Annotated in this window: 15 protein-coding genes; 2 read left to right on the forward strand and 13 right to left on the reverse strand. The window is 53.6% G+C overall.

Translation table 11 applies throughout. The annotated features are described in order from the left end of the window. Nucleotides 1-277 precede the first annotated feature (277 nt). From K7P01_RS30410 to K7P01_RS30445, 8 genes are all read right to left on the reverse strand, one after another. Nucleotides 278-2,182, reverse strand: a complete 1,905-nt coding sequence (locus K7P01_RS30410; protein WP_267298374.1) for a cytochrome-c peroxidase — start codon at nt 2,180-2,182, stop codon at nt 278-280. Next, nucleotides 2,169-4,013, reverse strand: a complete 1,845-nt coding sequence (locus K7P01_RS30415) for a cytochrome-c peroxidase (protein WP_267298375.1) — start codon at nt 4,011-4,013, stop codon at nt 2,169-2,171. The genes K7P01_RS30410 and K7P01_RS30415 overlap by 14 nt, the downstream gene beginning before the upstream one ends. 145 nt (nt 4,014-4,158) lie before the next feature. Next, nucleotides 4,159-4,557: a response regulator gene (locus K7P01_RS30420; RefSeq protein WP_267298376.1), complete on the reverse strand. Its 399-nt coding sequence runs from the start codon at nt 4,555-4,557 to the stop codon at nt 4,159-4,161. A gap of 1,082 nt (nt 4,558-5,639) precedes the next feature. Continuing rightward, nucleotides 5,640-6,425, reverse strand: a complete 786-nt coding sequence (locus K7P01_RS30425) for a queuosine precursor transporter (protein ID WP_267298377.1) — start codon at nt 6,423-6,425, stop codon at nt 5,640-5,642. A 5-nt stretch (nt 6,426-6,430) separates the two neighbouring features. After that, complete coding sequence (locus K7P01_RS30430; RefSeq protein ID WP_267298378.1) at nt 6,431-7,348, reverse strand: ribonuclease Z; 918 nt, start codon at nt 7,346-7,348, stop codon at nt 6,431-6,433. A gap of 85 nt (nt 7,349-7,433) precedes the next feature. After that, nucleotides 7,434-7,814, reverse strand: a complete 381-nt coding sequence (locus K7P01_RS30435) for an STAS domain-containing protein (protein ID WP_254092993.1) — start codon at nt 7,812-7,814, stop codon at nt 7,434-7,436. 54 nt (nt 7,815-7,868) lie between these two features. Then, complete coding sequence (locus K7P01_RS30440; protein ID WP_267298379.1) at nt 7,869-8,831, reverse strand: phosphoribosylaminoimidazolesuccinocarboxamide synthase; 963 nt, start codon at nt 8,829-8,831, stop codon at nt 7,869-7,871. 32 nt (nt 8,832-8,863) lie between these two features. Next, entirely contained in the window at nt 8,864-10,198 is a 1,335-nt protein-coding gene (locus K7P01_RS30445) for a toxin-antitoxin system YwqK family antitoxin (RefSeq protein WP_267298380.1), read from the reverse strand. Between the two features lie 69 nt (nt 10,199-10,267). Between K7P01_RS30445 and mtgA the strand changes: the two genes are divergently transcribed. After that, a complete protein-coding gene (gene mtgA, locus K7P01_RS30450) occupies nt 10,268-10,993 on the forward strand; it encodes a monofunctional biosynthetic peptidoglycan transglycosylase (protein ID WP_267298381.1) in 726 nt (241 codons plus the stop codon). A 25-nt stretch (nt 10,994-11,018) separates the two neighbouring features. Here mtgA and K7P01_RS30455 read toward each other — a convergent pair whose 3' ends face one another. The 4 genes from K7P01_RS30455 to K7P01_RS30470 form a co-directional block, all read right to left on the reverse strand. Then, nucleotides 11,019-12,413, reverse strand: coding sequence for a T9SS type A sorting domain-containing protein (locus K7P01_RS30455; RefSeq protein ID WP_267298382.1), 1,395 nt, complete (start codon nt 12,411-12,413; stop codon nt 11,019-11,021). Between the two features lie 144 nt (nt 12,414-12,557). Beyond that, complete coding sequence (locus tag K7P01_RS30460) at nt 12,558-13,973, reverse strand: T9SS type A sorting domain-containing protein (protein WP_267298383.1); 1,416 nt, start codon at nt 13,971-13,973, stop codon at nt 12,558-12,560. Between the two features lie 157 nt (nt 13,974-14,130). Further along, nucleotides 14,131-15,531 carry a hypothetical protein gene (locus tag K7P01_RS30465; protein ID WP_267298384.1) on the reverse strand — a complete coding sequence of 467 codons (1,401 nt, stop codon included), beginning with the start codon at nt 15,529-15,531 and terminating at the stop codon, nt 14,131-14,133. 221 nt (nt 15,532-15,752) lie between these two features. Continuing rightward, on the reverse strand, nt 15,753-17,132 hold the full coding sequence (locus K7P01_RS30470; RefSeq protein ID WP_267298385.1) for a carboxylesterase family protein: 1,380 nt from the start codon (nt 17,130-17,132) through the stop codon (nt 15,753-15,755). Between the two features lie 979 nt (nt 17,133-18,111). On the opposite strand from K7P01_RS30470, the gene K7P01_RS30475 reads away from it, so the two are divergent. Beyond that, nucleotides 18,112-19,731 carry an ABC-F family ATP-binding cassette domain-containing protein gene (locus K7P01_RS30475; RefSeq protein ID WP_267298386.1) on the forward strand — a complete coding sequence of 540 codons (1,620 nt, stop codon included), beginning with the start codon at nt 18,112-18,114 and terminating at the stop codon, nt 19,729-19,731. Nucleotides 19,732-19,804: 73 nt separating this feature from the next. On the opposite strand, the gene K7P01_RS30480 is transcribed toward K7P01_RS30475, so the two are convergent. Then, nucleotides 19,805-24,097: a hybrid sensor histidine kinase/response regulator transcription factor gene (locus K7P01_RS30480; RefSeq protein WP_267298387.1), complete on the reverse strand. Its 4,293-nt coding sequence runs from the start codon at nt 24,095-24,097 to the stop codon at nt 19,805-19,807. Nucleotides 24,098-24,151: the final 54 nt, after the last annotated feature.

Genomic DNA, 24,151 nt, shown 5'->3' on the forward strand with positions numbered 1-24,151 from the left:
TAGATAAAGAGGGAAATTTGTTTATTGGGAGTAAACAGGGCGGTAATACGGATATATACTGCATCGTTTGCAGCAGGCGGTGAGTGGTAAAGATTTGTTGTAGGTGGGTTAGGGCGGATGCACCAGGTAATATTAAGTATAACGTTGTTTAAAACAACCTTGGCTTCGTCAGGGAAACGCCAGTCTGAGACTGGCTACAGTTTCAGGCACAAGTACCGCGCCTACGCTAACGCTCGGCGCTAATACTTGCGCCAGGTGCGCCTCGCATTTTAAGCTTTTATTCTTTACTCAAGCTCTCGTCCGAAAGCGATTGCAGAAACGCAATGATTTCGCTGATCTCGCCGCGTGATAGGTTCAAGGGTGTCGCGGGAAGCGTTTGATGTGGGACTTCGTCTGTCAGGCCTACGCCTTGCGCGCCGCCCAGATTATAGAATTCCAGTACTTCTTCGAGCGTTTTATAGCCGCCGTGATGGAAGTACGGGGCTGTGAGCGCTGCATTGCGAACCGATACTGTTTTAAACGAATGCTGGTATATATCGGCATCCTCGCTCGTGACGCCATTCGCGGCGCGTCCTGGGTCGCCATCCGGGATCTTCAGGCCTGGCTTTTCAAATACGCCCAGTACCTCGCTTTCGTTTTCGTGATAGAGCGGTGGCACCAGGCCTCCAAATGTAGGTGCAAAGTGACACGTGCCACAGGCTGCTTTGCCCATAAACAAATTGAATCCCGCCCGCACTTTGCGCGGCAACGCTGTCGCCTCACCACGCACAAACCGGTCAAAGGGACTGTTAAAAGATCTTAGCGACAACACGTACGACGCCAAGGCTGCCGAGAATTGGTACCGGGTGATCGGGCCTTCTGCGTTCTTCGGAAAGGCGCCGTGAAAGGCATCCCGGTATTCGGGCACTGCTTGCAGGCGGGCAAGCATGTCCGGGAACGTGGTGTTAAACTCCAGGTGATCTTCGATTACGTGCTCGGCCTGATCTTCCAGGTCAAATGCGCGCAGGTCATAAAAAAAACGGTCTGAGAAGACGGCGTTGATCAATGACGGCGCGTTGCGCCGCACTACGCGTCCCTCGGCGTTAGCATGCGAACGTACTTCGCCATCGGCAAAAGCCCGCTTCGGTTGATGGCAGCTGCCGCAGCTCATCGTGCCGCTGTCGCTCAGGCGGTTGTCGTAGAATAACTTCTTGCCGAGCACGCGCAGCGCTTCGCTGTCCTGCTCCTGTTTTAATAGCGTATAATAATAGGGATTGAGAAAGTCGGCCGAGAAGATATTGTCGCTGTAAAAATTCCAGGCGGACACTTCTTTCGTTACTTCCGCAGACGTACGGGCGCCGAGCTGACGGTGCAGCGCCAGCAGCTTTTTATAGAGTGGATTGATATAGTCGGTCAGGAATGTCAGCCGGTCAAATGTATCAAAGTTGTTATGGGTGTCCAGGTACGTGGCGGCGTTGCCAAAGAGCGTAACCACCCCGGCGCCATCGCCCGGCGCACTGGCGGCATAATAGCCGGTGGCTTGTTGCAACGCGCGACAGGTAACGGCGGTTTCGGATAATGCCTGCAGCGATCCCGGGGTATCAAACCCGGTGACACCCAACGCAAACATCCGGATCAGTTCCAGGCGCATGGCTTCAAATGCCTCGAAGCGCTGAATGTACCGTCGCTTTTCGAATTGCAGTAGCAGGATTTGATAGCGGGTTTTCAACTCGCTCACAAGGTTGGCGATCTCTTCGCGGTGCTCGTCTGCCTCCTCGGAGTATACTTGTTCGTCCAGTACTTGCAAACCCCGCGGTGTTACCACGGCCGGTAAGTCCCGGTGCGGGTACGGGTCGAGGTGATCCAGCGGTGGACCGTTGATATGTTCCTTTATATAGGTCGGATGATAATATTCGAGGATGTACTCGATCGTTTTATAGGCCTTGCGCGTAGCGGAGACTTGTGCCTGGAGGGACGTCAACGCACCTCTGCCCGCCCGGTAGTCCTGTGCCGCCTGGTATAACCGTTGGATCTCTGTTTCCAGCTGCTTCACACCCGCTTGTGTCTGCTTCAACATGCTCTCCTCCGGCGTTTCCGGGTGTAGAACAAAACGCAGGGACAGGAACAAAATTGCCACGCTCACGACAACCAGCGCCACGCGGCGCCCATAGCCCCCCGCTGCCAGAAGCTTACTGCGGACCATATACACCGGGGTCTGTGAGCGAACGGAGAAACACCACGAGCGCAGCTTTTTCGGATACCGACAGGTGCAGTGAATCCGGTGCCAACGTCTGATTCTTTACCTCCAGGCCATGGCCGGTTCCACCGCCGTTATTGTAAAAGTCGATTACTTCTTCTAAGGTCTTGTAGGCACCGTTGTGGAAGTACGGCGCGGTAAGCGCTACGTTCCGCACGGTAGTGGTCTTAAACGATTTCCCGAAGATCCACGATTCTTCACTGAACACCTGGTTGTCCAGGCGGCCGTTGTCAGGATCGAGCACCTTGCGACGCGCAGCGGGGTCTTGCAATACACCCAGGATCTCGCTTTCGTTCTTGCGATATTCGGGCGGAGACAACCCCGAGAACACGGGCGCAAAGTGACAGGTGCCACAATTGGCCTTTCCCATAAACAGGTTGAATCCTTTGCGTATAGCGGTGTCGGGCAGGGCCGCCTCGCCCCGTACATATCGATCGAAGATACTGTTAAAGGATTTCAGCGACAGCACGTACGACGTCAGTGCCTTTGCAAACCGCTCGCGCGTGACACCTGGCGAAGAAAATGTTTTTTGAAACTGCGCGCGATAGGCTTTGTCTTGCTCCAGCTTCCCGAGTATTTCTTCGTGGGCGGTATTAAACTCGCGCGGGTTGAAGATCACGTGCTCGGCTTGTTGCTCCAGCGTAAACGCGCGCAGGTCATAAAAGTAACGGTCGGCATAGACGGCGTTGAGCAACGTCGGCGCGTTGCGCTGTACGGTCATTCCCTGAACGTTGCTTTGCGAGCGCGGCTGGGCATCGGCGAACCCTTTTGCAGGATCGTGGCAGGACGCGCAGCTCATGGTGCCGGTGTGGCTGATGCAGGGATCGTAGAAGAGCTTCTTTCCCAGGGCGCGCAGCGCATCGCTGTCTTCCGCACGTTTTAATTCTGTATAGAAGTATGGATCGAGAAAGTCTGGAGCAAAGAGATCGTCACTGGATGGGTTCCAGGGCTGTGGATAGTTACTGCCATAGGTTTTTGCTGTTGCCTCCGGGTACAGGGCCTGTTGCAAGCGCAACGATGCTTTGTAAAGCGGATTGATATGATCTTTCAGGAACGTCAGCCGGTCGAAGTCGTCGAACGAGACCGGCTGCTGCAGGTTGTGAATCGCGCGGGCAAAGGCTTGTTGTAATGCGGCGCCCTGCTCGCCGGGAAATATCGCGGCGGCCATTTGCTGCAACGCTGTTAACGAGGTGGCGGCTTCGGGAAGCGCGTGTACCGAGCCGGGGGTGTCGAAGCCTGTTACGCCGAGCGTGAAGATGCGTACCAGTTGTAAGCGGAGCGCCCGTGCGGCGTCGGCTGCGGTTACCGGCTGATCGTGGAAGCCCGCGACAAGCGTCGTATAGCGTGTGTGGAAGCGTTGGGCCAACGTAGTGATGGCGAGGGTCTGCTCTTGTACATCGGGGGCATATACGAGCTCGTCCAGGGTCTGCAGTCCTTCGGGATTGCGTACCACCGGGCGGGTGTCGTAGCGCTCGAGGTGGAGTAGCGGCGCACCGTTGATATATTCTTCGACGTATTCGGGATAATAATAGGCAAGCAGGAATTCGACTTTTTTGTATTGCCGGCGGGTGCGCGCTACGGTGGATTGTAGAGAGTCGAGCTTGATTTTGCCGGTTTGGAATGCCCGCGCGGTTTGCTCGAGTGTCGATGCTGTCGTTTGCAAGGCTGCGATGTCCTTTCGTGCGATGGCATCGATAGGATCAGGGGCTTGCCTGAAGGCAAACATTACCAACGCTGCGATGGCGAGTAGTATCAGTGTTTTGTCGGCAGCATTCACGGGCGCCCAAATGTAGGATAGCTAACGCATCGAAATTTTATCTGCAGGTTAAGTTATTGTTACTGATGCAGCACAAAGAGCCACAAACGTGCATCTCGGGCAGTCCGCCCCGCTTCACGCTCTCGCTGTCACACGCACACTGCTCTTAGCTCCATCGCGTGGAGTTCATGATTTCCAGAAGATCTTTTTCCTGGATGGGCTTCGTCAAATAATGCGTGATACCGAGGCTTCGCGCGCGCGCGATGTCTTTTTCGTCCCGGGACGAACTCACGATGACGATCTTTACGCGTTCTTTATTTGGCATGCGGATGCGCTGGAACGCTTCGATGAACTCGAAGCCATCCATGACAGGCATGTTGAGATCGAGTAAGATGACGTCGGGTAGGCTCTGCGTTCCGGAGTAATAATCGTTGATTAACTTCAGCGCCTCGGCGCCGTTCATGGCCATGTGGATGCCTTCGTTAAAGCCGAGCTTTTCGAAGAGCCGGCTACTTAAAAAATTAAATATATGGTCGTCATCAACCAGCAACACATTTTTATTCATATCCCTCCCGGTTTAATCTTGCGTCTGTGAATAACAAAAATGCGGTATCCTAATTCCCCGAACGGACTGTTCGTTCGCAGCGTGGGTGTGAGTGTGAAGAAAAACAGCGTGAGTGTGAGAGTGAGAGTGAAGAAAAAACAAGTGAATGTGTTCGCTCTCGCTCCCACACTCACGCTGTTTTTAGCCGCCCCACCTGAAGAGACGACTCCACTGACCGAACATCCCTCACCGTATCTTTATGAGCATTAGCATGTGAGCATTGTGACATGTGCCCCGGATGGAAGGAGCCGCTCCCGACAAAGTCAGGAACGACTCCCCTACCGAACACCCATACCGAATTACCGATTCAGTATATCTTTTGCGGACGATGCCGCCGTTAGTCTGTTACATGGATGAGCGCATGCCGGATCTTGCTTCGCTTGCACGACAACATTGAGCAAGATGCTCAACAGCGCAACGATTGGAATTTTAACGCCCATATCCTTATCGTTTAATGATACTGTAATTGGTGATGTTTACGCCAATGTTTAGTTCGGCGGCATAGACAATAACCTTTCCGTTGTTCTTAACGATCCGCGTATTCACGCAGTCAAAAAATCATACCGCCGTTTTTTTTGTGTTAGTGAATATAACATGCAATGCCGGATTTAGAAAAATTTTACGATTTATTTTTTCTCACACAATACCATAACACGAACCTGCATCATACGTAGTAATACGTACGCTTTCACTCCATCAACAACCACTATGCACTTGTATAGATTCCAGTATAGACACACCACACGCCAACCCCTGGCTATATACACAGCATCAAAAAATTCCGGTACACTTTTCCGGGTTTCATACAAGATTTAATCAACCCATCTACACGAATTTATTCCTACTATCCGTCAAAATCTTTTAAACAAACCAGTGTTTTAAAAACACTTGATACAGCACGCCCCCTTACCGGCACGCTTTTTTACATACCCTGAAGGCCGGCGTAGAAAAAACACTTTCATCCCCGTATATATACGTAGACAGCACGAACCTTCGGCATGTGCCCGACGGTCCTACGTTCAAAAAAAATAATCGAGAATCGCCTAAAAGAATCCTTTGCTTTCGCCCGCAGCATTTTCAGACATTCGCTCGGCGTGCTCTTTGCCCAGGTAACGATCGATCATGCCATGCCCGATATATATCAACGGTGTGAGCAGTATGGCCACGCAGGCTTTATAAAGATAATTGGTGATGCCAATGGCGAGAATCTGCTTATTGGAGAAGATGCCGGAAAAAGCGATGTATAGCACCACAAAGCTATCGACAAACTGCGACACCAGCGTGGACCCGGTAGCCCGCAGCCACAGCATGCGGCTGCCCGTCATGTTGCGTAAGCGCTGAAACACAAACACATCGACCAACTGTCCCACGATGAACGCTACCAGCGAGGCGAAGATGATACGCTGCCCCTGGCCGAAGATCTTGCCAAAGGCAAAGTCGATGTTAAAGTTATTGCCTTCCGGGCCTTTGTTATTAGCCTCTATCCACCAGTCGGCCGGCGGCAGGTGAATCGCCACCAACAACATGACAAATGCATAGGCAATCAGGATCGCGGTGAGGTAGCTGATGCGTTTTACACCGGGCTTGCCGAAATATTCGTTGATCAGGTCGGTTGTGATAAAGACGACGGGCCAGATCACCACCCCGGCCGTTAGGTTAAAATCCATGGTGAACCCGAGGATATTCAGGTGCGCGGGTTGCGAGCCTACCGTCGCCTCGGCAGAAAAGATCTTTACGCCGATCATTTCGGCCAGCAAGGCGTTAGTGATAACAATTCCCGCCAGGACCATAAAGAGGCGGCTGTGTTTTTGTTCGACGGTGGGTTCCATGATGTTTATTCGGCAATACTAAATTCTACGCCTTCCAGCGCCAGGTATGATTCGGGAAAAATACGACGGGCTTCGTCCAGTATCGGTTCAAGCTCTTTGTAGCGCGCGGAGAAATGACCCAGCACCAGCTTGCCGGCGTCAGCCTTGAGGGCGATCGTGGCGGCCTGGGCGGCGGTGCTGTGCAACGTTTCGCGCGCGCGCGGCTCGTCATCCATTGTAAAGGTCGCCTCGTGGTAGAGAATGTCGACACCTTTTACCTGTTCTGCTATTCGCTCGACGTACGCTGTGTCGGAGCAGTACGCATAGCTGCGCGAACGACGCGGCGGCAGCGTCAGGTCGGCATTGCGATACAGGATATTGCCGGCGTCGTCCACGACATCATCGCCGCGCTTCAGCCCGGCCAATTGCCGGATCAGCAACCCTTGGGGCAGACGCGTTTTGTCGACGCGCCGGGGCTTGGGTTTCTCTTTGAACAGAAAACCCGAGCTGCGGATTTTGTGCACCAGTGGTATCGTCTCCACGGTGATCGCGTCGTCTTCATAGATTATGCCCTGCGCGTCTTTTTCCAACCGGTGAAAAACAATGCGGAAGGATGGCGCCGAGCGCGAATAGCGTAATTGCGTGGTGATGATCTCGTCCAGGCCGCGGTGACTATAGAGGTGCAGGTCCGCCGCCCGGCGCTGCAGGTGCATGGTAAAGATCAGGCCCATCAGGCCCAGGTAATGATCGCCGTGCAGGTGACTGATAAAGATGTGATTGATGCGGTGGTAGGATGCGCCAAAACGCATGAGCTGCATCTGCGCGGCTTCGCCACAGTCGACTAAAAAGAACCGGCTTTGGATCTCCACCAGCTGCGCGCTGGGGTGGCGCCCGTATACCGGCAAGGCGCCGCTCGATCCGAGAATAGTAATCTTAAAGCTCATAGTACCAGGCAGCGACAACAGGTAAAATAAAAAGACCAAAACTCCGCAGAGCTTTGGTCAGTATATCGGTCACCGGCATACTTCCTCAGTGGGTGTCGCCGGCTTTGAGGTCTTTTTCGATCTCGTGCATATAGACCGTATCGATGGCCTCTTCTACCGTCGGCAGAATGTTGAGCACGCTGTCAAGCTGTGAGATCTTGATCAGCTTCATCGAGTGGTCGGACAGGCTGGCCAGCACAAAAATGCCGCCGTCTTCCTGTACAATACGGTTTCCTACCAACAGGGCGCTCAGGCCGGAGGAGTCGGTATACTTCACATCGGAAAGGTCGAGAATGATGTTGCGCACACCTTCGGCGTGCAGCGTGATCAGCTCCGACTTAAGCCCCGGTGCCACACTGCTGTCCAGCTTTTCTTCGTGCAGCTTCAGCATGCAGTACTTCTCCTGCTTATCGATCGTATATTTCATCGGTTCGTATTTACAAAATGGTCTCTCTCTTGCCTGGCCGGTATCATACACCGGTTAGTGTTTCTGACCTTCTAAGGTAACGGATTTTATTGAATTGAGAATGCTTTGCTCGATTCTTTCCAGCATCTGCGTATACGCCACGGGTGCCAATGCCTCGCCGCGCACGGCCTCGTACAGCTCTTTGTAACGCGTAGAAATAGATTCCACCACGGCGTCCGTCATCTCCGGAACACGTTGGCCGTCCTTTCCCTGGAAGCCGTTCTCGATCAGCCACTGCCGCACAAATTCTTTTGAGAGCTGCTTCTGCGGCTCACCGGCCTGCTGCCGGGCAGCATATCCCTCGCGGTAAAAATACCGCGACGAGTCCGGTGTGTGTACTTCGTCAATGAGGTAGATGGTACCCTTGTGTTTACCAAACTCATATTTGGTATCTACCAGGATCAGGCCGCGGGCAGCCGCGAGCTCGGTACCTTTTTCAAACAAACGCAGGGTATAGTTTTCCAGCACGGCATAGTCTTCCGGACTCACCACGCCACGGGCCAGGATCTCCTCACGGGAAATGTCCTCATCGTGTCCGACGGCCGCTTTGGTCGTAGGTGTAATGATCGGATGGGGTAGCTTGTCGTTTTCGCGCAGGCCTTCCGGCAACGGCACACCGCACAATATGCGTTTGCCCGCGCGGTATTCGCGCCACGCGTGGCCGGCCAGGTAGCCGCGCACGACCATTTCCACCGCAAACGGCTGACAGCGGAAGCCCACGGTTACGTTCGGGTCGGGCGTCGCGATCACCCAGTTCGGCACCAGGCCTTTGGTGGCCTCCAGGTTAAACGCCGCAATCTGGTTTAGCACGCGGCCCTTGTCGGGAATGGCACGTGGCAAGATGACATCAAACGCGGAGATCCGGTCGGTGGCCACCATGGCCATATAATCGCCGAAATAGTAGACGTCGCGGACCTTGCCGCTGTAAAAACCTGTTTGGTTGGGAAATTTGAACTTGGTTTCGCTGATTGCCTGCATGAAAATGGTATTCCAGCCGGCAAGTTAATGGTTTACTTTAAAATAGTCACCACCGCACCGGCTTTGTAAGTGGTCGTGCGCGTCAGCTTGCCGTTTTCGTCGTACTCGCGCCAGTCGCGATTCTTTTTATCGCCTGCGTACTCGCCCTGCTCACGCACTTTTCGGGAAGGATAATACGCCGTGAACGGGCCATGACGGCGGTTGGAACGATACTCCCCTTGCGTGGCCAACGTACCCGTTTCGTAATATGTGCGCACCGGGCCTGTCAACAGATCGAATTTAAACGTTTCCTCCTGCTGCACTTTGCCCGACGGATAGTACGTGTACCGCACCCCCATACGCTTGCCGGCATCATATGTCTCTTTAATATGTGGCGTGCGCCCGCCGGGGTGGTAATATACCCACAGGCCCTGCGGCTTATCATTCCGGAATCGTTTTTCGTTTTGCAAGGCGCCGTTCTCATCCAGCGTCTCCTGGGTCATGTCGATGCCGTTTGCGGCGACCTGCTCCTTCACGTGGACGTTGCCCGACGGATAATATTCCACGTTGTGCCCCGTCTTCTTGCCATCTTTATAATTGAACCTGTGCTGCACCGAACCGTCCGCAAAGTAGGCCGTGTTGGGCCCCTGCAACTTGCCGTTTACAAAGCTGCCTTCCAACAACGGGCGGCCGGTGCTGTCATACCGTTTAAAGTCGCCATTGCGCGAGCCCTTCTTCATCTCCGAGATCGTCTCTACCTGGCCGTTGGGATAATAGCTTTTAAAGTAGCCAGTCAGAATGCCTTCTTTATAATTTCCCTCTGTCTCTACCTTGCCGTTCTCAAAGAACGTGCGCGTTATGCCGTTGGGCTTGCCACGATAATAGACGATCTCTTTGCGCACCGCGCCACTGGGGTAAAACTCTTTCACTTGCCCTTCCGGTTTGCCCCTGGCAAAATACGTCTGACTTTTAACGGCGCCGTTATCAAAAAACAGCTGGATGCTGTCGGCAAGCTTGTCGTTCTGATAATACGCGCGCTGCACCGGTTTTCCGTCGTCATTGTAAACGACCACCGGACCGTGGCGCAAGCCGTTGACAAACCCCAGCGTGCGTGCGGGGCGGCCGTTTGAATGGAACTCGCGAAACTCGCCGGACTTGACGCCATCGTCAAAATTGCCCTCCAACATCACCTGGCCGTTTTCGTAATAACGGCGATAAAGTCCCTCCATACTGCTGTTGTCGCTGGCCGACACGGTGTACACTTCCTGGAGATGTTTTCGGGCAGAGTCGTAGTAGGTGCGTACTTCCCGCTGTGCCCAGGCGACGCCGGGGAACATCGTCACTACCCATACAGCCACCGAAAACCAGGCTTTGATTTGATGTTTCATGCAAAAAGTGAATGCGTAAAGATAACGAAGAATGATAATGGTTATTTTTACCACCTGAAAAACCTGTCCATGAGTTTTAGTGCCAAGGCAAAGGAAGCGGGCGGCTGGCTCAAGAAGATCGTAGCCGTACTTTTTGTCGCCCAGTTAGTCTATATTTTTATCCTCAAATGGGTGGATCCGCCCATTACCGTCACGCAATTGGTGAGCTGGGCAACCGGCTACGGCCTGAAGCGCGACTATATATCCCTGCGCGACATGGGGCCGAACGCGCCGTTTGCGGTCCTCTGTTCCGAAGATCAGCTTTTTCCCGACCACAACGGCTTCGACATCAAGAGCATTCAAAAAGCGCTCGAGAACAACAGTAAAGCGAAGGCCCGCCTGCGCGGCGCTTCGACCCTCAGCCAGCAGGTGGCCAAGAATGTTTTTTTGTGGCAAGGCCGCAGCTGGGTCCGCAAAGGCCTGGAAGCGTACTTCACCTTTATGATCGAGCACGTGTGGGGCAAACAACGCATTCTGGAAGTATATATGAATGTGACGGAAATGGGCCGTGGGGTGTTCGGCATTGAAGCGGCGGCGCAGTATTATTTTAAGAAGCCTGCGAAGAAATTGCTGCCGGTGGAAGCAGCGCGCATTGCGGCGAATTTACCTAATCCGAAAAAGTATAAGGTTAATCCCGCTTCGGAGTATATCGCGAGAAGAGGGAATTGGGTGTTGCAGCAGATGGGGAATCTGCGGGGGGATGAGGATATACAGGCTATGCTTCGGGGAGAAAAGAAGAAGAAGTATGATAAGTAAGTAGATTGTCGACCTGCACGTAGATTCAATAACGAACCAGGCGATGTTGGAGTACTACCATGCCGCTCTTTAGGAGTCGTAGTATATAGGTGCCGGCGGGGATGTTGTCGAGGGCGATGGCTACTTCGTTTTTTGTGGGTGTGGATGTTATGGGCACGGTGCGACGTGCCCCGGTCATGCTAACCACTTCGGCGCCGTCGATGCGGAGTGGGTCTTGCGCGGTGGTGATATATAGTGTATTTCCCTGCAGTGGGTTGGGATGGACCCGGAGGCCTAAGCGCTCCCCTCCTTCTATGCCGACTACGCCGCCCGCGGCCAATACGATGGTAAATTCCTGGCGGAAATTGCCTACGCTATTCTTCGCTTCGATCGTAACGGTATAGGTGCCCGGCTCCAACGCCTGGCCTACAACCAGTTGATCGCCCTTAATGCTGAACTTCGCATTGTCGGATATACCCGCAGGCAAGCTAAACGTTGTAGGTCGTGCGCCATTGCTGACAATGCGACCAACCGCCGCGCCGACAGTGGATTTCGTAACGCCGGGCATAGCACTTAGACGGAGTACATTGGGCGCCGTGGCATTCAGTGGCTTCTTGCCACAGGCTTTCATCCATTCAAACCAGTCGCCATCCGGATCGTTTTTGGTCCATTGATAATAAGGAGCACCATTTATCGCGCCGGTTACTTGCGCCGTGTTCATGCCTTGCGCGTTATAGACGCATTCCCAGGCTTCGTGGCCCAGGTCCCGATAGACGGTCAGTCGCGTGCGGGTGGCATCCAGTTTGTAGAGGGCTGCGTGAAAATTGGCTACGTCTGTCACGAGATTGGGCATAACATCGTCCTCGCCCTGGTGGATCCAAACATATTGTTTGTTATCGACAATCTGCTGTACTTTCGGCACAGCGGCCGTGAGGTTAGTAGACATAAGGGTAAACGTCGAGAAGCCCTTGTATACATCGGAATTTGCCCAGATCATATCACGGATGGCATACCCGCCGGCGGAAAGCCCGGCCAGGTGTTGTTGTCCCGGTTCGATCACAGCTTTGTAGTGATCTGTCGCCCATGTGATAAAATTGGTAATGCTGGCATTGCCACTCCAATACCCGCTGGGATCTTGCGGCACCAGAACGATAAAATCGGTGTTGTGCGCCTTCAGCCACTGGCAGATCTGAACGTTCAGGATCTTGTCGAGTGAGCCCGATGTCCCCATGCCGGCATCGTTCAGCCCATGCAACCAATAGAGTACAGGATATTTTTTTGCGCCGCTGTCATCAAACCCCGGCGGCAGATATTCAATATACCCCTTCGGATTCGCGTCAACGGTCTTCTCGGGAACTTTCGAAAGCGTGCCTTTTTGTGCAAATCCCACCGTGACCAGCGACAACAGGCTGGCGGCAAGCATTAAATTACGTAACGTCAAGGGCGTAGGTCTTAAAGTTTTTTACTTATAACTGCGTGAGAAGGGTTCCGAAAAGTAACGAAAGCATGGAGACTTCTCTCCGCGCCTACCGGTATTTAATTTTTCAAACGTTTCCAAACTGCTATTCTGCGTGTCTATCGATCTTTAGTTGGTTTTTACAAGCCTGCTCTGTTGTACCGCGGCCTGCCGGTGAAACAAACGAACCACATAGATACCGGCCGGCAGATCGCCCAGGTCAACGGATACGATACCGTCCGACGACGATGACTGCTCCACTGTACGGTATAGCGTGACTCCCTGCGTGCTGACCAGCTCAATCGCATCGATTACGCTGCCTGTCCTGACCGAAAGCACCCGCCCTTGCAGGGGGTTGGGATATACCGCTACAGCACGCGCGCCTGCGCTGTGCTCATTACCGACAATCACTTCCTCTTTCTTGTTTACGGTAATTTCGAAGGTCTTCTCTGTCGCCCCAATGACGTTGGTTGCCTTCACCACCACCGTGTAGGTACCCGGCGGAAGGGACTCGCGCACGGTAAGAGCATTGCCCGCTAACGCAAAGGCATCATTGTCGCCTGTACCGGCCGGCAGCGCAAACGCCATTGGCTCAAGACCGTCGGCGGTAAGATCGCCTACCAACGTGTCGGCTTTAAAGCCTTCGTCCAGCACATGATTGCTCAGCGCCAACGCAAAAGGAGCCTTGGCATTTACCGGCGCCTTGCCGTGGCGGATCATCCAGGCATACCAGTCCGGATCAGGATCGGCTTCCGTCCAGGGATAGAATGTCGTACCGTCGATCGTACCCGTGAGCTGCTTTCTCTTTTTCCCCTCGTTGTTATACACGTAGATCCACGAGGCGTGCGCCACATCGACAAACGCCGTAAAGCGCGTACGTGTGGAGTCCAGCGCGTAGAGCTTATTGTGAAAACCTTCGGCTTCGCTCATTCTGTTTGGGTTAATATCCTTGTCGCCGTGGAAGATCCATACATACTGGTCGTTGTCCACGATGTTTTTCACATCGTTTACGGCCGCAGCCAGGTTCGTGGACATCAGTGTAAAAGTTGAGAAGGCCCGACACGCGGGTGTGTTGGCAATGATGTAATCTCTGATGCCGTAGCCGCCGGAAGAGAATCCGGCGAGGTGTTGTTGCGTCGGTTGAATGATGCCCTTATACTCCTGCGAGGCCCAGGCCACAAAAGCCTGCAGGTCATTGGTGCCATCGCCCGTCCAGTAACCGCTGTGGTCCTGTGGCGCCAATACCACAAAAGGCACGTCGTGGGTCTTAAGCCACTGGCAAAGATAGGTGTTCAGCACCTTGTCTATTTCTTCGTAAGAGCCCCACCCCTTCTCGCCAAGACCGTGTAGAAAGTATAATACGGGATATTGTGTTTTGCCACTATTGTCAAAGCCCGGCGGCAGGTATTCTACATACCCTTTGACATTGCCATTACGCGTGCGGATGGCATACTTGGTGAGCGTACCTTTTTGGGCCACGGCGGATTGCACTACCGTACAACAGAGCACGGCAGCCCAGAGCAGGAGTACTAGAGGTCTTAACATGTATGTACGAGCGGTTTGGGAGTATAAAAAAACAAAAAAACTGTGGGGGAACAGCTTTCTCTCCTGAAAAACACTAAAAGATTGTGCCCGGGGGGATGTGGGTAAAAAATACCGTGGTCACCCCGCTGGACTTGCGGGGTGATTCCGGTTCATATCGTTATTGCTTCGCGACCCGCATCGTTTCCATGGGGGCATTACGGCGCCAGATCTGCAGGGTATACATGCCCGGTGTCATGTCAAAGGGAAATGTTAGCGGTACCCCCTGCTGGCTCGGCACATTGATGTATCGCGCACGTACCACTCCGGCAGGATCAAGCACTAAAATGGCATTGAAGAATACATTGTCGACCTGGGGTGTGATATTCAGGCTGTTTCCGGCCACCGGATTAGGCGATACGGTATACGTCGTGCCGTTGCTTTGTCCAACGGTAATCGTAAAGGCCTGACGAATGCTGCCCGAGCTGTTAGCGGCCTGCAACTGAATTGTATAGGTTGTGCGCCCCGCCAGCGAGCTTGCTACGGTAAGCTGATTGTTCTGAAGAGAAAAGCGTGCATTGTCATACGCTCCCGACACCAACGTGGTCGTTACCGGCGCTGTGCCATTGGCAGCGGCGGTGCCCACGGCGGTGCCCGGGCCGGCACCACTGCCGACGCTCGTGTTGCTTAACGCAATTGCTGTGGGGGCAGTACCACTGGCCGGTGGCGGCGCGGCGCCCGTTTTGGGGTGCGACAGCAGCCAGCCAAACCAGGTGCCGTTCGGATCGCTGGTCGTCCAGTTGTAGTAGGTTGTCCCCGACACGGTGCCGGTCACTTGCGGCGACGTTCTGCCCGTGCCGTTATATACTTTGTCCCATGCGCTATGGCCCAGGTTCAGGTAGGCCGTGAGGCGCGAGCGACGCGAGTCAAGCTTGTATACGGCGTTGTGAAAGTTGGCCACCGATGCCAGTTGGTTAGGCGTAACATCGTCTTTTCCCTGATGGATCCATACATATTGGTTGTTCGAGACGATCTGCGAAGCACGGCTCACGGCGCCGTCCAGGTTGGTGGACATCGGCGTGAAGGTGGAGAACGCTTTATAAGTGGCCGAGTTGCCCACGATAAAATCACGAATACCATAACCGCCCGACGAAAGCCCTGCCATGTGTTGCTGGTTCAAGTCGATCGAGCTCTTGTAATATACCTTCGCCCACTCCACGAATCTGGCAATGCTATTGGAGCCGTTCCAATAACCGCTCGCATCCTGCGGCACTAGAATAATAAAATCTACATCGTTTGTTTTAAGCCAGTTCGATATCTGCTGGCTCATGAGCTTGTCGAGTGCAGCCGACGTACCACTGCCGACGCCTTCCAATCCATGCATCCAGTATAACACGGGATATTTCCGGGTGCTCACATAATTCGGTGGTAGATACTCGATATAACCTTTTGGGTTAGCGCTCCGGGTGTTGACGGGGATTTTGGTGAGCTTGCCCCGCTGCGCGTGGGCCTCGGTGTAGACGCCGGCGCTGATCGCGACAATCCACAAGAGCAGTAATAAGGGTCTTACCAATCGTTGCATATCTAATAAGGATAGTTGAAGTTGTATAGTGTCACCCGCGGGCGACACCTTACCCTGTACTTTTAAAAGATTATGCCGAGGGGATGCCTGACGACCAACCGCTTGCCAGCGCGACGAGCGGACATAGAATACAAAAAAAGCCGGCCCGTTGGGGCCGGCTTTTGTAGAAACCGTGGTCGGCGGGGGACATTGTTTGTATGCCGCAGTCCCGGAATATGTAGTTAGTTCTTTACGAGGCGTACAGTTTCCATGGACGCATAACGGCGCCAGATCTGCAAGGTATAGATGCCCGTGGGCAGATCGAAAGGAAACGTCAGTGCCTGGCCTTTCACACCCTGCACATTGACGAAACGGGTCCTTACGATACCGTTCCCATCGACCACCAGGATGGCGTTGAAGAATACGTTGTCTTGGTTCGGTGTAATTGTCAGCACGTTTCCGGTCATCGGGTTCGGGTATACCGAGTAGACGCCGCCCGCCGCAGTTGCCACTGTAATGGTGAACGACTGGCGGTAGGTGCCTGTACCGTTCGCCGCCTGCAGCTGTACGGTATAGGAGCTTTTTTCGGTCAGCGCGCTGGCCAGTACAAGCTGGTTGTTCACCACGCTGAACTTCGCGTTGTCGTAAGCGCCCGATACCAGGGTGATCGTTACCGGTGCTGTGCCGTTGGCCGCAACGTTGCCTACCAGCGTGCCGGCAGGAGCGCCCGAGGCTACACCTGTGCCGCTTAGGGTAATAGATGTAGGAGCGACGTTGTTATCAGGAGGAGGCACTGTGCCGTTCTTCGGGTGCGACTTCATCCAGCCGAACCAGTCTTTGTTCACATCGCTGTTCGTCCAGTTATAGTAGGTAGTACCGGATATGGTGCCCGTCCACTGTGCAAACGTTTTCCCCGTGCCGTTGTACACTTTGTCCCAGGCAGAGTGACCCAGATTTACGTAGGCCGTGAGGCGAGCGCGTTTCGAGTCAAGTTTATAGACCGCGTTGTGAAAGTTCTGAACAGCGGCGATCTGGTTAGGCGTATAGTCTGCCGTGCCCTGGTGAATCCATACATATTGATTGTTGGAAACAATCTGCGATGCCTTACTGATTGCACCGTCGAGGTTGGTCGACATGGGCGTGAAGGTCGAGAACCCTTGATACGTGCTGGTATTTCCGACGATAAAGTCACGGATACCGTAACCCCCCGAGGACAGACCCGCCATGTGTTGCTGGTTCAGGTCGATGGATGTCTTATAATAGGTCTTCGCCCATTCTACGAATTTAGCGATACCGTTCGTGCCATTCCAATATCCGCTGGCATCTTGCGGAACCAACACGATAAAGTCCACACTGTTTGTTTTCAGCCAGTTAGCGATCTGACGGTTCATCAGCGTCTCCAATGAGCTGCTGGTACCCGTACCGACTTCACCCAGGCCATGCAGCCAGAATAGCACCGGATACTTTTGGGTGGAAGAATAGTTGGGTGGCAGATACTCGATGTAACCCTTAGGGTTAGCGCTGCGAGTGTTGATGGGTACTTTGGTAAGTTTACCTTGCGCGAAAACGACAACTGCTGAGCAAAACAGCCAACAGATCAAAAACAAAGATCTGAGTTTCATTTTTTACCTTCTCCTCTTTTAACTTATGAGGGGGCCAGTGGCACAGTCTTTTACAGACCAAACTGTCACACTGTTCATAATGGTTGATATTTTTTTTGTGCACGAAAGCAACCCATCTGACATCCGAACCGTTATCCCTCTTACAGTTCGAGTATCCGACGAAAGGCTCTATTGCTTTCGCGATACAAACATACCACACGAAAGCCCTTGCTTCCTTCTCTTTATCGATGAGCTGAATAATTAGGCATGATACTATCAGAATAGCGCGATGAACTACATCACGCCTCACAACACCAACACCACTTGTGTAAAATGATTTTGTCGCTCACAACGCCGTCACAATACGACGGACATCAACACTTAACAATTTAATTACATCTGCTCAAACACCGCTATATTCATTGCTAAACAACTGACAGTACAGTGTTTACGAACGTGTTCTTAAAGCAATTTTCAACACCGTTTTTAGCGTTCTACAAATATACCTTGTGACGAGCGAGGGAAGCCAGACACAAGGTATAGATGTATGTTCACAAGCACTCCGTCGAGTATCTGATGAACATGTATACCTCCTCATCTTAAAACTCCATGCCAACCGGGGCAATCTGCACAGCAGCCGTCCCTTTTAACTGAGCAAGTGGTGAAATGGATGAATGTTGTGGAATTTTTCTACATGTATGGTGGAAAACCAGAATCAAAAAGTTAATAAATGACGCTTAAAAAATCAGGCCGAGCGTGTCTACTCCGAAATTTCCCGGAGGCCAGCCGTGGTAAGATCTAACCGCTGCTGGAAACGTGTGCGCTGCTTTTTGCGCCCGACGACACAAGAGCAAAAACATACAAAATCCGGTCATTCGTTTATAAAACAAAATTTACAACGGCAATTAACACTCGTTACAGAATTAATAAACACCGTTTGCCCCTCATTATCCGGTTGGCGACTTTTCTTTATCTTTGCAGCTTGATCTTCCCATAATACATGATCGCAGCAAACAACCTATCGCTCCAATTTGGAAAGCGCGTCCTTTTCGACGAAGTCAATATAAAATTTACGGCCGGCAACTGCTATGGCGTGATTGGCGCCAATGGCGCCGGCAAATCGACCTTCCTGAAGATTCTGGCAGGTGACATCGATCCTACTCGCGGCAAGGTGGTGATTGATCCGGGCAAGCGTATGGCGGTGCTCCGACAGGATCACCATGCCTACGACGAAGTGCCCGTGCTCGACGCCGTGATGATGGGGCACAGTCGCCTGTGGAAGATCATGCAGGAAAAAGACGCCATTTATGCCAAGCCTGACTTCTCTGAGGAAGACGGTGTACGTGCCTCGGAATTGGAAGCTGATTTCGCCGAGATGGATGGATGGAACGCGCAATCGGATGCAGCCTCTCTGCTCAGCGGTCTGGGCATTCCCGAAGAAGATCATTATAAGCTGCTGCAAGAGCTCAGCGGTAATCAAAAGGTACGAATCCTCCTGGCGCAGGCATTGTTTGGCAATCCCGACATCCTGATTCTCGATGAGCCTACCAACGACCTGGATATCAACACCATTACATGGCTGGAAGACTTCTTGCTGGAGTTTAAGAATACCGTGATCGTTGTATCGCACGACCGTCACTTCCTCGACACCGTCTGTACGCATATCGCCGACATCGACTTTAGCGCTATCAAGCTCTATACCGGCAGCTACACTTTCTGGTACCAGTCGAGCCAGCTGGCGTTGCAACAACGCTCGTCGGCCAACAAGAAAGCCGAAGAAAAGAAAAAGGAACTGCAGGAATTTATCCAGCGCTTTAGCGCCAACGCCTCCAAGTCACGCCAGGCAACCAGCCGCCGCAAGCTGTTGGATAAGATCAACGTGGACGATATCCAACCGTCCACCCGCCGCTACCCGGCCATCATCTTCCAGCAGAAGCGCACTGCCGGCGACCAGATACTTCAAATCGAGAACCTCAGCTATTCGCTCAACGGCTCCCCGCTCTTTAAGAACCTGGACGTGTACGTCAACAAAGGCGATAAGATCGCGTTCCTCAGCAAAGAAGGCCTGGCCATCACATCGCTGTTCCGCATTTTAGCCGGTGAGCTGAAGCCCGATACAGGCGAGTTTAAATTCGGCCAGACTATCACCCCGGCCTACCTGCCGGCGAACAACGAAGAATACTTTAACTCGAACGACAACCTCATCGACTGGCTGCGCCAATATGCCGAGGACGAAAACAAAGACGAGGTGTATGTCCGCGGCTTCCTGGGTAAAATGCTCTTCTCCGGGGAAGAGGTGTTCAAAAAATGCAACGTATTGTCTGGTGGTGAGAAAGTACGCTGCATGGTATCGCGGATGATGCTGGCCGGTGGCAACCTATTGATCCTGGACGAGCCCACCAACCACCTTGACCTGGAATCGATCACGGCGTTCAACAATGCGCTGAAAGACTTTCCCGGCGCCGTACTCTTCACGTCGCATGACCACGAGTTCACCAACACCGTGGCCAATCGGATCATCGAAATCTCGCCCAACGGCTTTATCGATAAGCTCATGTCGTACGACGAGTACATCGAGAACGACAAAGTAGCCGCGCAGAAACTAACACTCTACGCATAAAAACAGTGTGCGTGTGGCGTGTGAAAGCGTAGGAAAAATACAGAAAACTTGTATTCGCTCTCACACGCCACACTCACATTGTTTTTCCGGCACCTTTTTTCAGCGACGTCACATAGTCTTTTGGCGTCATGCCATAGTGTTTCACAAACGTCTTGGTGAAATACGACGGTGTGTTAAATCCTATCTCGTACGCGATCTGCGTGATATTAAGCTCCCCCCCCAACAACAAGGCCAGGCCTTTCTTCATGCGGATGGTGCGGATAAAGTCGTGTACTCCCTGACCGGTCAGTGCTTTGAACTTGGCGTACAATACCGTGCGGCTCATGTTCGTCAGCTCGCTGATGCGTGTGTGGTCGAGGGACTGATCCGACAGGTTGTCCTCCACAAAGGCTACCACTTTTTGCAAAAAGGCTTCGTCGAGGTGGTTTACCGTGTGGCCCTCGGGATATAACGACTCGCCTTGCTCGAACCACTGCCGGAGGTTCTCCTGGTGCAGCAGGAAATTGACGATGAGCTGAAACAATGCCTGCCGGCGTACGGGCTTGGTGAGATAGGCGTCGGCACCGGCCTCGTACCCCAGCAGCTCGCTCTGCTCGGTACCCTGGCTGGTCAGCATAATGACGGGTATATGACATGTGGCCAGGTTGTTTTTGATACGCGCGCAGAAGTCCGCGCCATTCATCACGGGCATGATCATGTCGCTGATGATGACAGCCGGTTGTTCTTCCATAGCTATTTTGATCGCGGCCGCGCCGTCTGCTGCCTCCACCACACCAAATGTATCGGACAACAACAACCGCAGGTAATTACGTACTTCAGCGTTGTCGTCTACGATCAGTACCCGTCGTCCCTGCAGGCGCCGGGTATTGACAGGCTTGTGCGGCGGCTGGGGTATTTCACGAAACGGCACCGCCGGTATGACAGCCGTTGCAACGGATGGCGCCAGACGTGCGGGCGGCAGGGTGATGGTAAAACATGTGCCTTGTGGGGCATTGTGCCGGGCGGCGACCGAGTGTACCGCCAACGTGCCCTGATTGGCGGCAATAAACTCGCGGCAGAGCAATAACCCTAATCCAGTACCCGTCTCGCCGTCCGTACCTGGTGTGCTTTGCTGTACGCCGCTGCACCATTGCTCTAATTGCTCCGGTAAAATACCCACCCCCGTATCGGTAATGCTGAGTGCTACCGCCTCTGCCTGTTGTGCTGCAGCGATGGCAATACATCCACCGGCTGGAGTGAACTTCACCGCGTTACTCAGCAGATTGCGCACCACGGTGTCGAGCATGCGGTAGTCTGCGTGCACGCCAAGTGAAGTATCAACGTCTACGGTAAGCGTCAGCGATTTCTGGCGCAGCTGTTCTTCCAACAGTGTGGTGTTGTCCAGTACGAGGTCGTGCAAACGTATATCCGACGGGGTGTGCGGCACATTACGGCTTTGCGTACGGCCCCAGTCCAGCAGGTCTACCAACAGCTGATGTACCGATGCCGCCGACCGGCTGATGTGCAAAATTTGCTCGTACAGCGCCGCCGGGCTCAGCGTCGTAAACCGCTCGCGCACCAACTCGGAAATACCCGCCAGCGCCTGCACCGGGTTCTTAAGATCGTGTGCCAGAATGGAAAAGAAACGATCCTTGGTACGGTTGGACTCTTCCAGCGCTTGCACGGTCTGTTCCAATGTATGATTCTGGTCGACGATCCGCTCCTGCTGCCGCAAGATCTTGTCTGACTGCCGCGTAATCTCACCGTTGAGCAGCTCGAGCGTTTCATTCTGTAAACGTACTTCTTCGTTTCGTTCCAATAGCGAGGCATTGCTTTCCGTCAGCTCTTGCGTACGACGTGCCACTTCCTCTTGCAGCAGGCGGTTGCGCGCGCGGATGCCGGCCAGGCGACGGTAAAAGATCCAGCAAACAACACTGCTCAGAAATACGAACAGCGCAACACGAAACCACCACGTTTTCCAGAAGGGTGGTGTCACGATGATCTCGAGCCGGGCCATTCGGGCCGACCACACGCCTTCGTTGTTTTGGCTGCGCACATAAAGGGTATACGTGCCCGGGTCCAGGTTTGTATAGGTAATGGTGTTGCGCGCGCCGATGTCGTTCCACCCGGCATCAAAGCCCTCCAGCCGGTAGGCATAACGTTTCTTTTCCGGGTGTGTATAATTCAATGACGCCACTTCAAACGACAACACCGATTGGTTGTAGGGCAAGCGAATGGTTTGGGTCTCGCCGATGGCCGCGTGGAGTATGCCTTCTTCGCCCGGCGCGGCGATCGCCGCAGACTGATTCATGACCCGGAAGGCTGTAAAAATGATCGGCGGATCGTAGGACACGTCTGCCATGGCGTCAGGATGAAATTCGTTGTAGCCATTCACGCCTCCAAAACACAACGTGCCGCTGCGCGTACGACAGGAGGCCCCCGGCCGGAACTCCGCCGATTGCAGGCCATCGGCCACCGTGTAATTCCGGAATACGCGGGTGGCCGGATCAAAGCGAGCAATGCCCTGATTGGTACTGATCCATAAATAACCTTTTGCATCTTCCTGGATGCCGGCTATACCTTCGTCGGGTAGACCTTGCGGAGTACTGTACTGCTGCCAGTGTGTGCGTGTAGCGTCCAGGCGATGCAAACCGTTCAGCGTACCGATCCACAGCGTGCAATCATCGCCCTCGTGTAAGCTCGTGATGTGATTGTTGGTAAGACCACTGCTTTCCCCGGCACGAAAGTGTTGTACGATCCGCCCCTGGCGACGGTCGAATTGCACCAGGCCCATGCCGTCAGAGCCCGCCCACAGGTAGCCCTGCCGGTCTTCTACTAAAACTGTAATATTAGGAATGTCGGCCACGCGCCGGAACGCTTGCTGCTGCGGCAAGTATAGGTCGAGACCACCCCAAAAAGATCCCACCCACATGTTGTCGTCCGAGTCGCGGCACAAGGCCCACGTGTTGTTGCTGCTGATCGTGTTGCTATCAGCCGCCTGGTGACGAAAATAGGTATAGCCGCCGGTGCGCGGATCAAGGCGCGTGATGCCCGCGCCCCACGTGCCCATCCACAAGGTGCCGTCGGGCGCCTCGCACAAGCTCAGGATGTAGTCGCTGCCAATGCTTCGCGTAGCCTCGGTGTGGCGAAAGTGCCGGAACGTGCCGCGCGCGCGGTCAAAGAGGTTCAGCCCGCCGCCATCGGTCCCCACCCACAAGTTGCTGCGGCTATCTTCATATACTACAGACACCGTGTTATGGCTGAGGCTGGACGCATCCGGATGATACTGATAATGGTTGAACTTGTGCGTAGCGTCGCTAAAGAAATTTACACCTCCCGCGTAGGTACCTACCCACATGTTACCCTTCGCATCGCGATACAGGCAGTCGATGGAGTTGTTACTCAGATTGGTATCGTGTCCTTCACCGCGCTTCACTTGCTGTACCGTGTTTGTCGCGCGGTCATAGATACAGATCCCCTCGTTCTCCGTGCCGATCCAGACATGACCGTCTGCATCTTCGGATATAGACAGTATATAGTCGTGTGCCAGCGCGGGCCCACGCCGTGTATTTTTGCGCAGCGCGCCCAGACGACGGGTAGTAAGATCCAGGTAGTTTACACCGCCTCCATAGGTACCGGCCCACAATACCTGACGGCTGTCTTCGAACAAGTACCACACCTCGTTGGACGTAAGCGTGCCGGGATCGTGAGGGTCATGCCGTAGTATTTCAAAGTCATCTGTTTCCGGTCGGTATAGATGCAGTCCGCCAATGACGGCAATCCACAGATTGCCCCGGCTGTCTTCCAGCACATGCCGGACCGAAATACCGGCGAGGCTATGCGTGTTGTTTGCGTCCGGCATATAGTGCCGGATCGCTCCGCTACGCGGATCAAGACGATCCAGGCCCTGATCTTCTGTGGCGATCCAAAGACGGCCGTGCACATCGAAGGTCAGCGCATTGATCACATTGCTCGCCAGGCTCTGCGGGTTGTTGACATCGTGCCCATACCGCGTAAAGGTTTCCCGCCGCCGGTCAAACCGGTTTACGCCGCCGCCTTCCGTGGCGATCCACAAATTGCCATCGGCATCTTCCACTATGTCACGGATAATATTATTGCTGATGCTCGCGGTGTCGGCGGGATCGTTTTTATAGATTGTAAAGGTATAGCCGTCGTAGCGGTTCAAGCCATTGCGTGTGCCAAACCACATCAGCCCGCGGCTGTCCTGGTAAATACGCGACACCGTACTTTGCGAGAGACCATCGGCCGTGCCCAACGGTCGAAATCGCCAGTCGGCCGGCTGTGCATATATACACACAGCCGTCATGCACAGTACTATACCTACCCGCAACGCGGTGAGCGCATATACAAGGAAGTTTCGGTTCACGTTGTTAAAGATAACCTGTATAGTGGCTCCTCAAAATCACACACGCGCACATGT

Origin of the sequence: Parachryseolinea silvisoli, assembly GCF_021190955.1 — a bacterium.
Classification (GTDB): domain Bacteria; phylum Bacteroidota; class Bacteroidia; order Cytophagales; family Cyclobacteriaceae; genus Ohtaekwangia; species Ohtaekwangia silvisoli.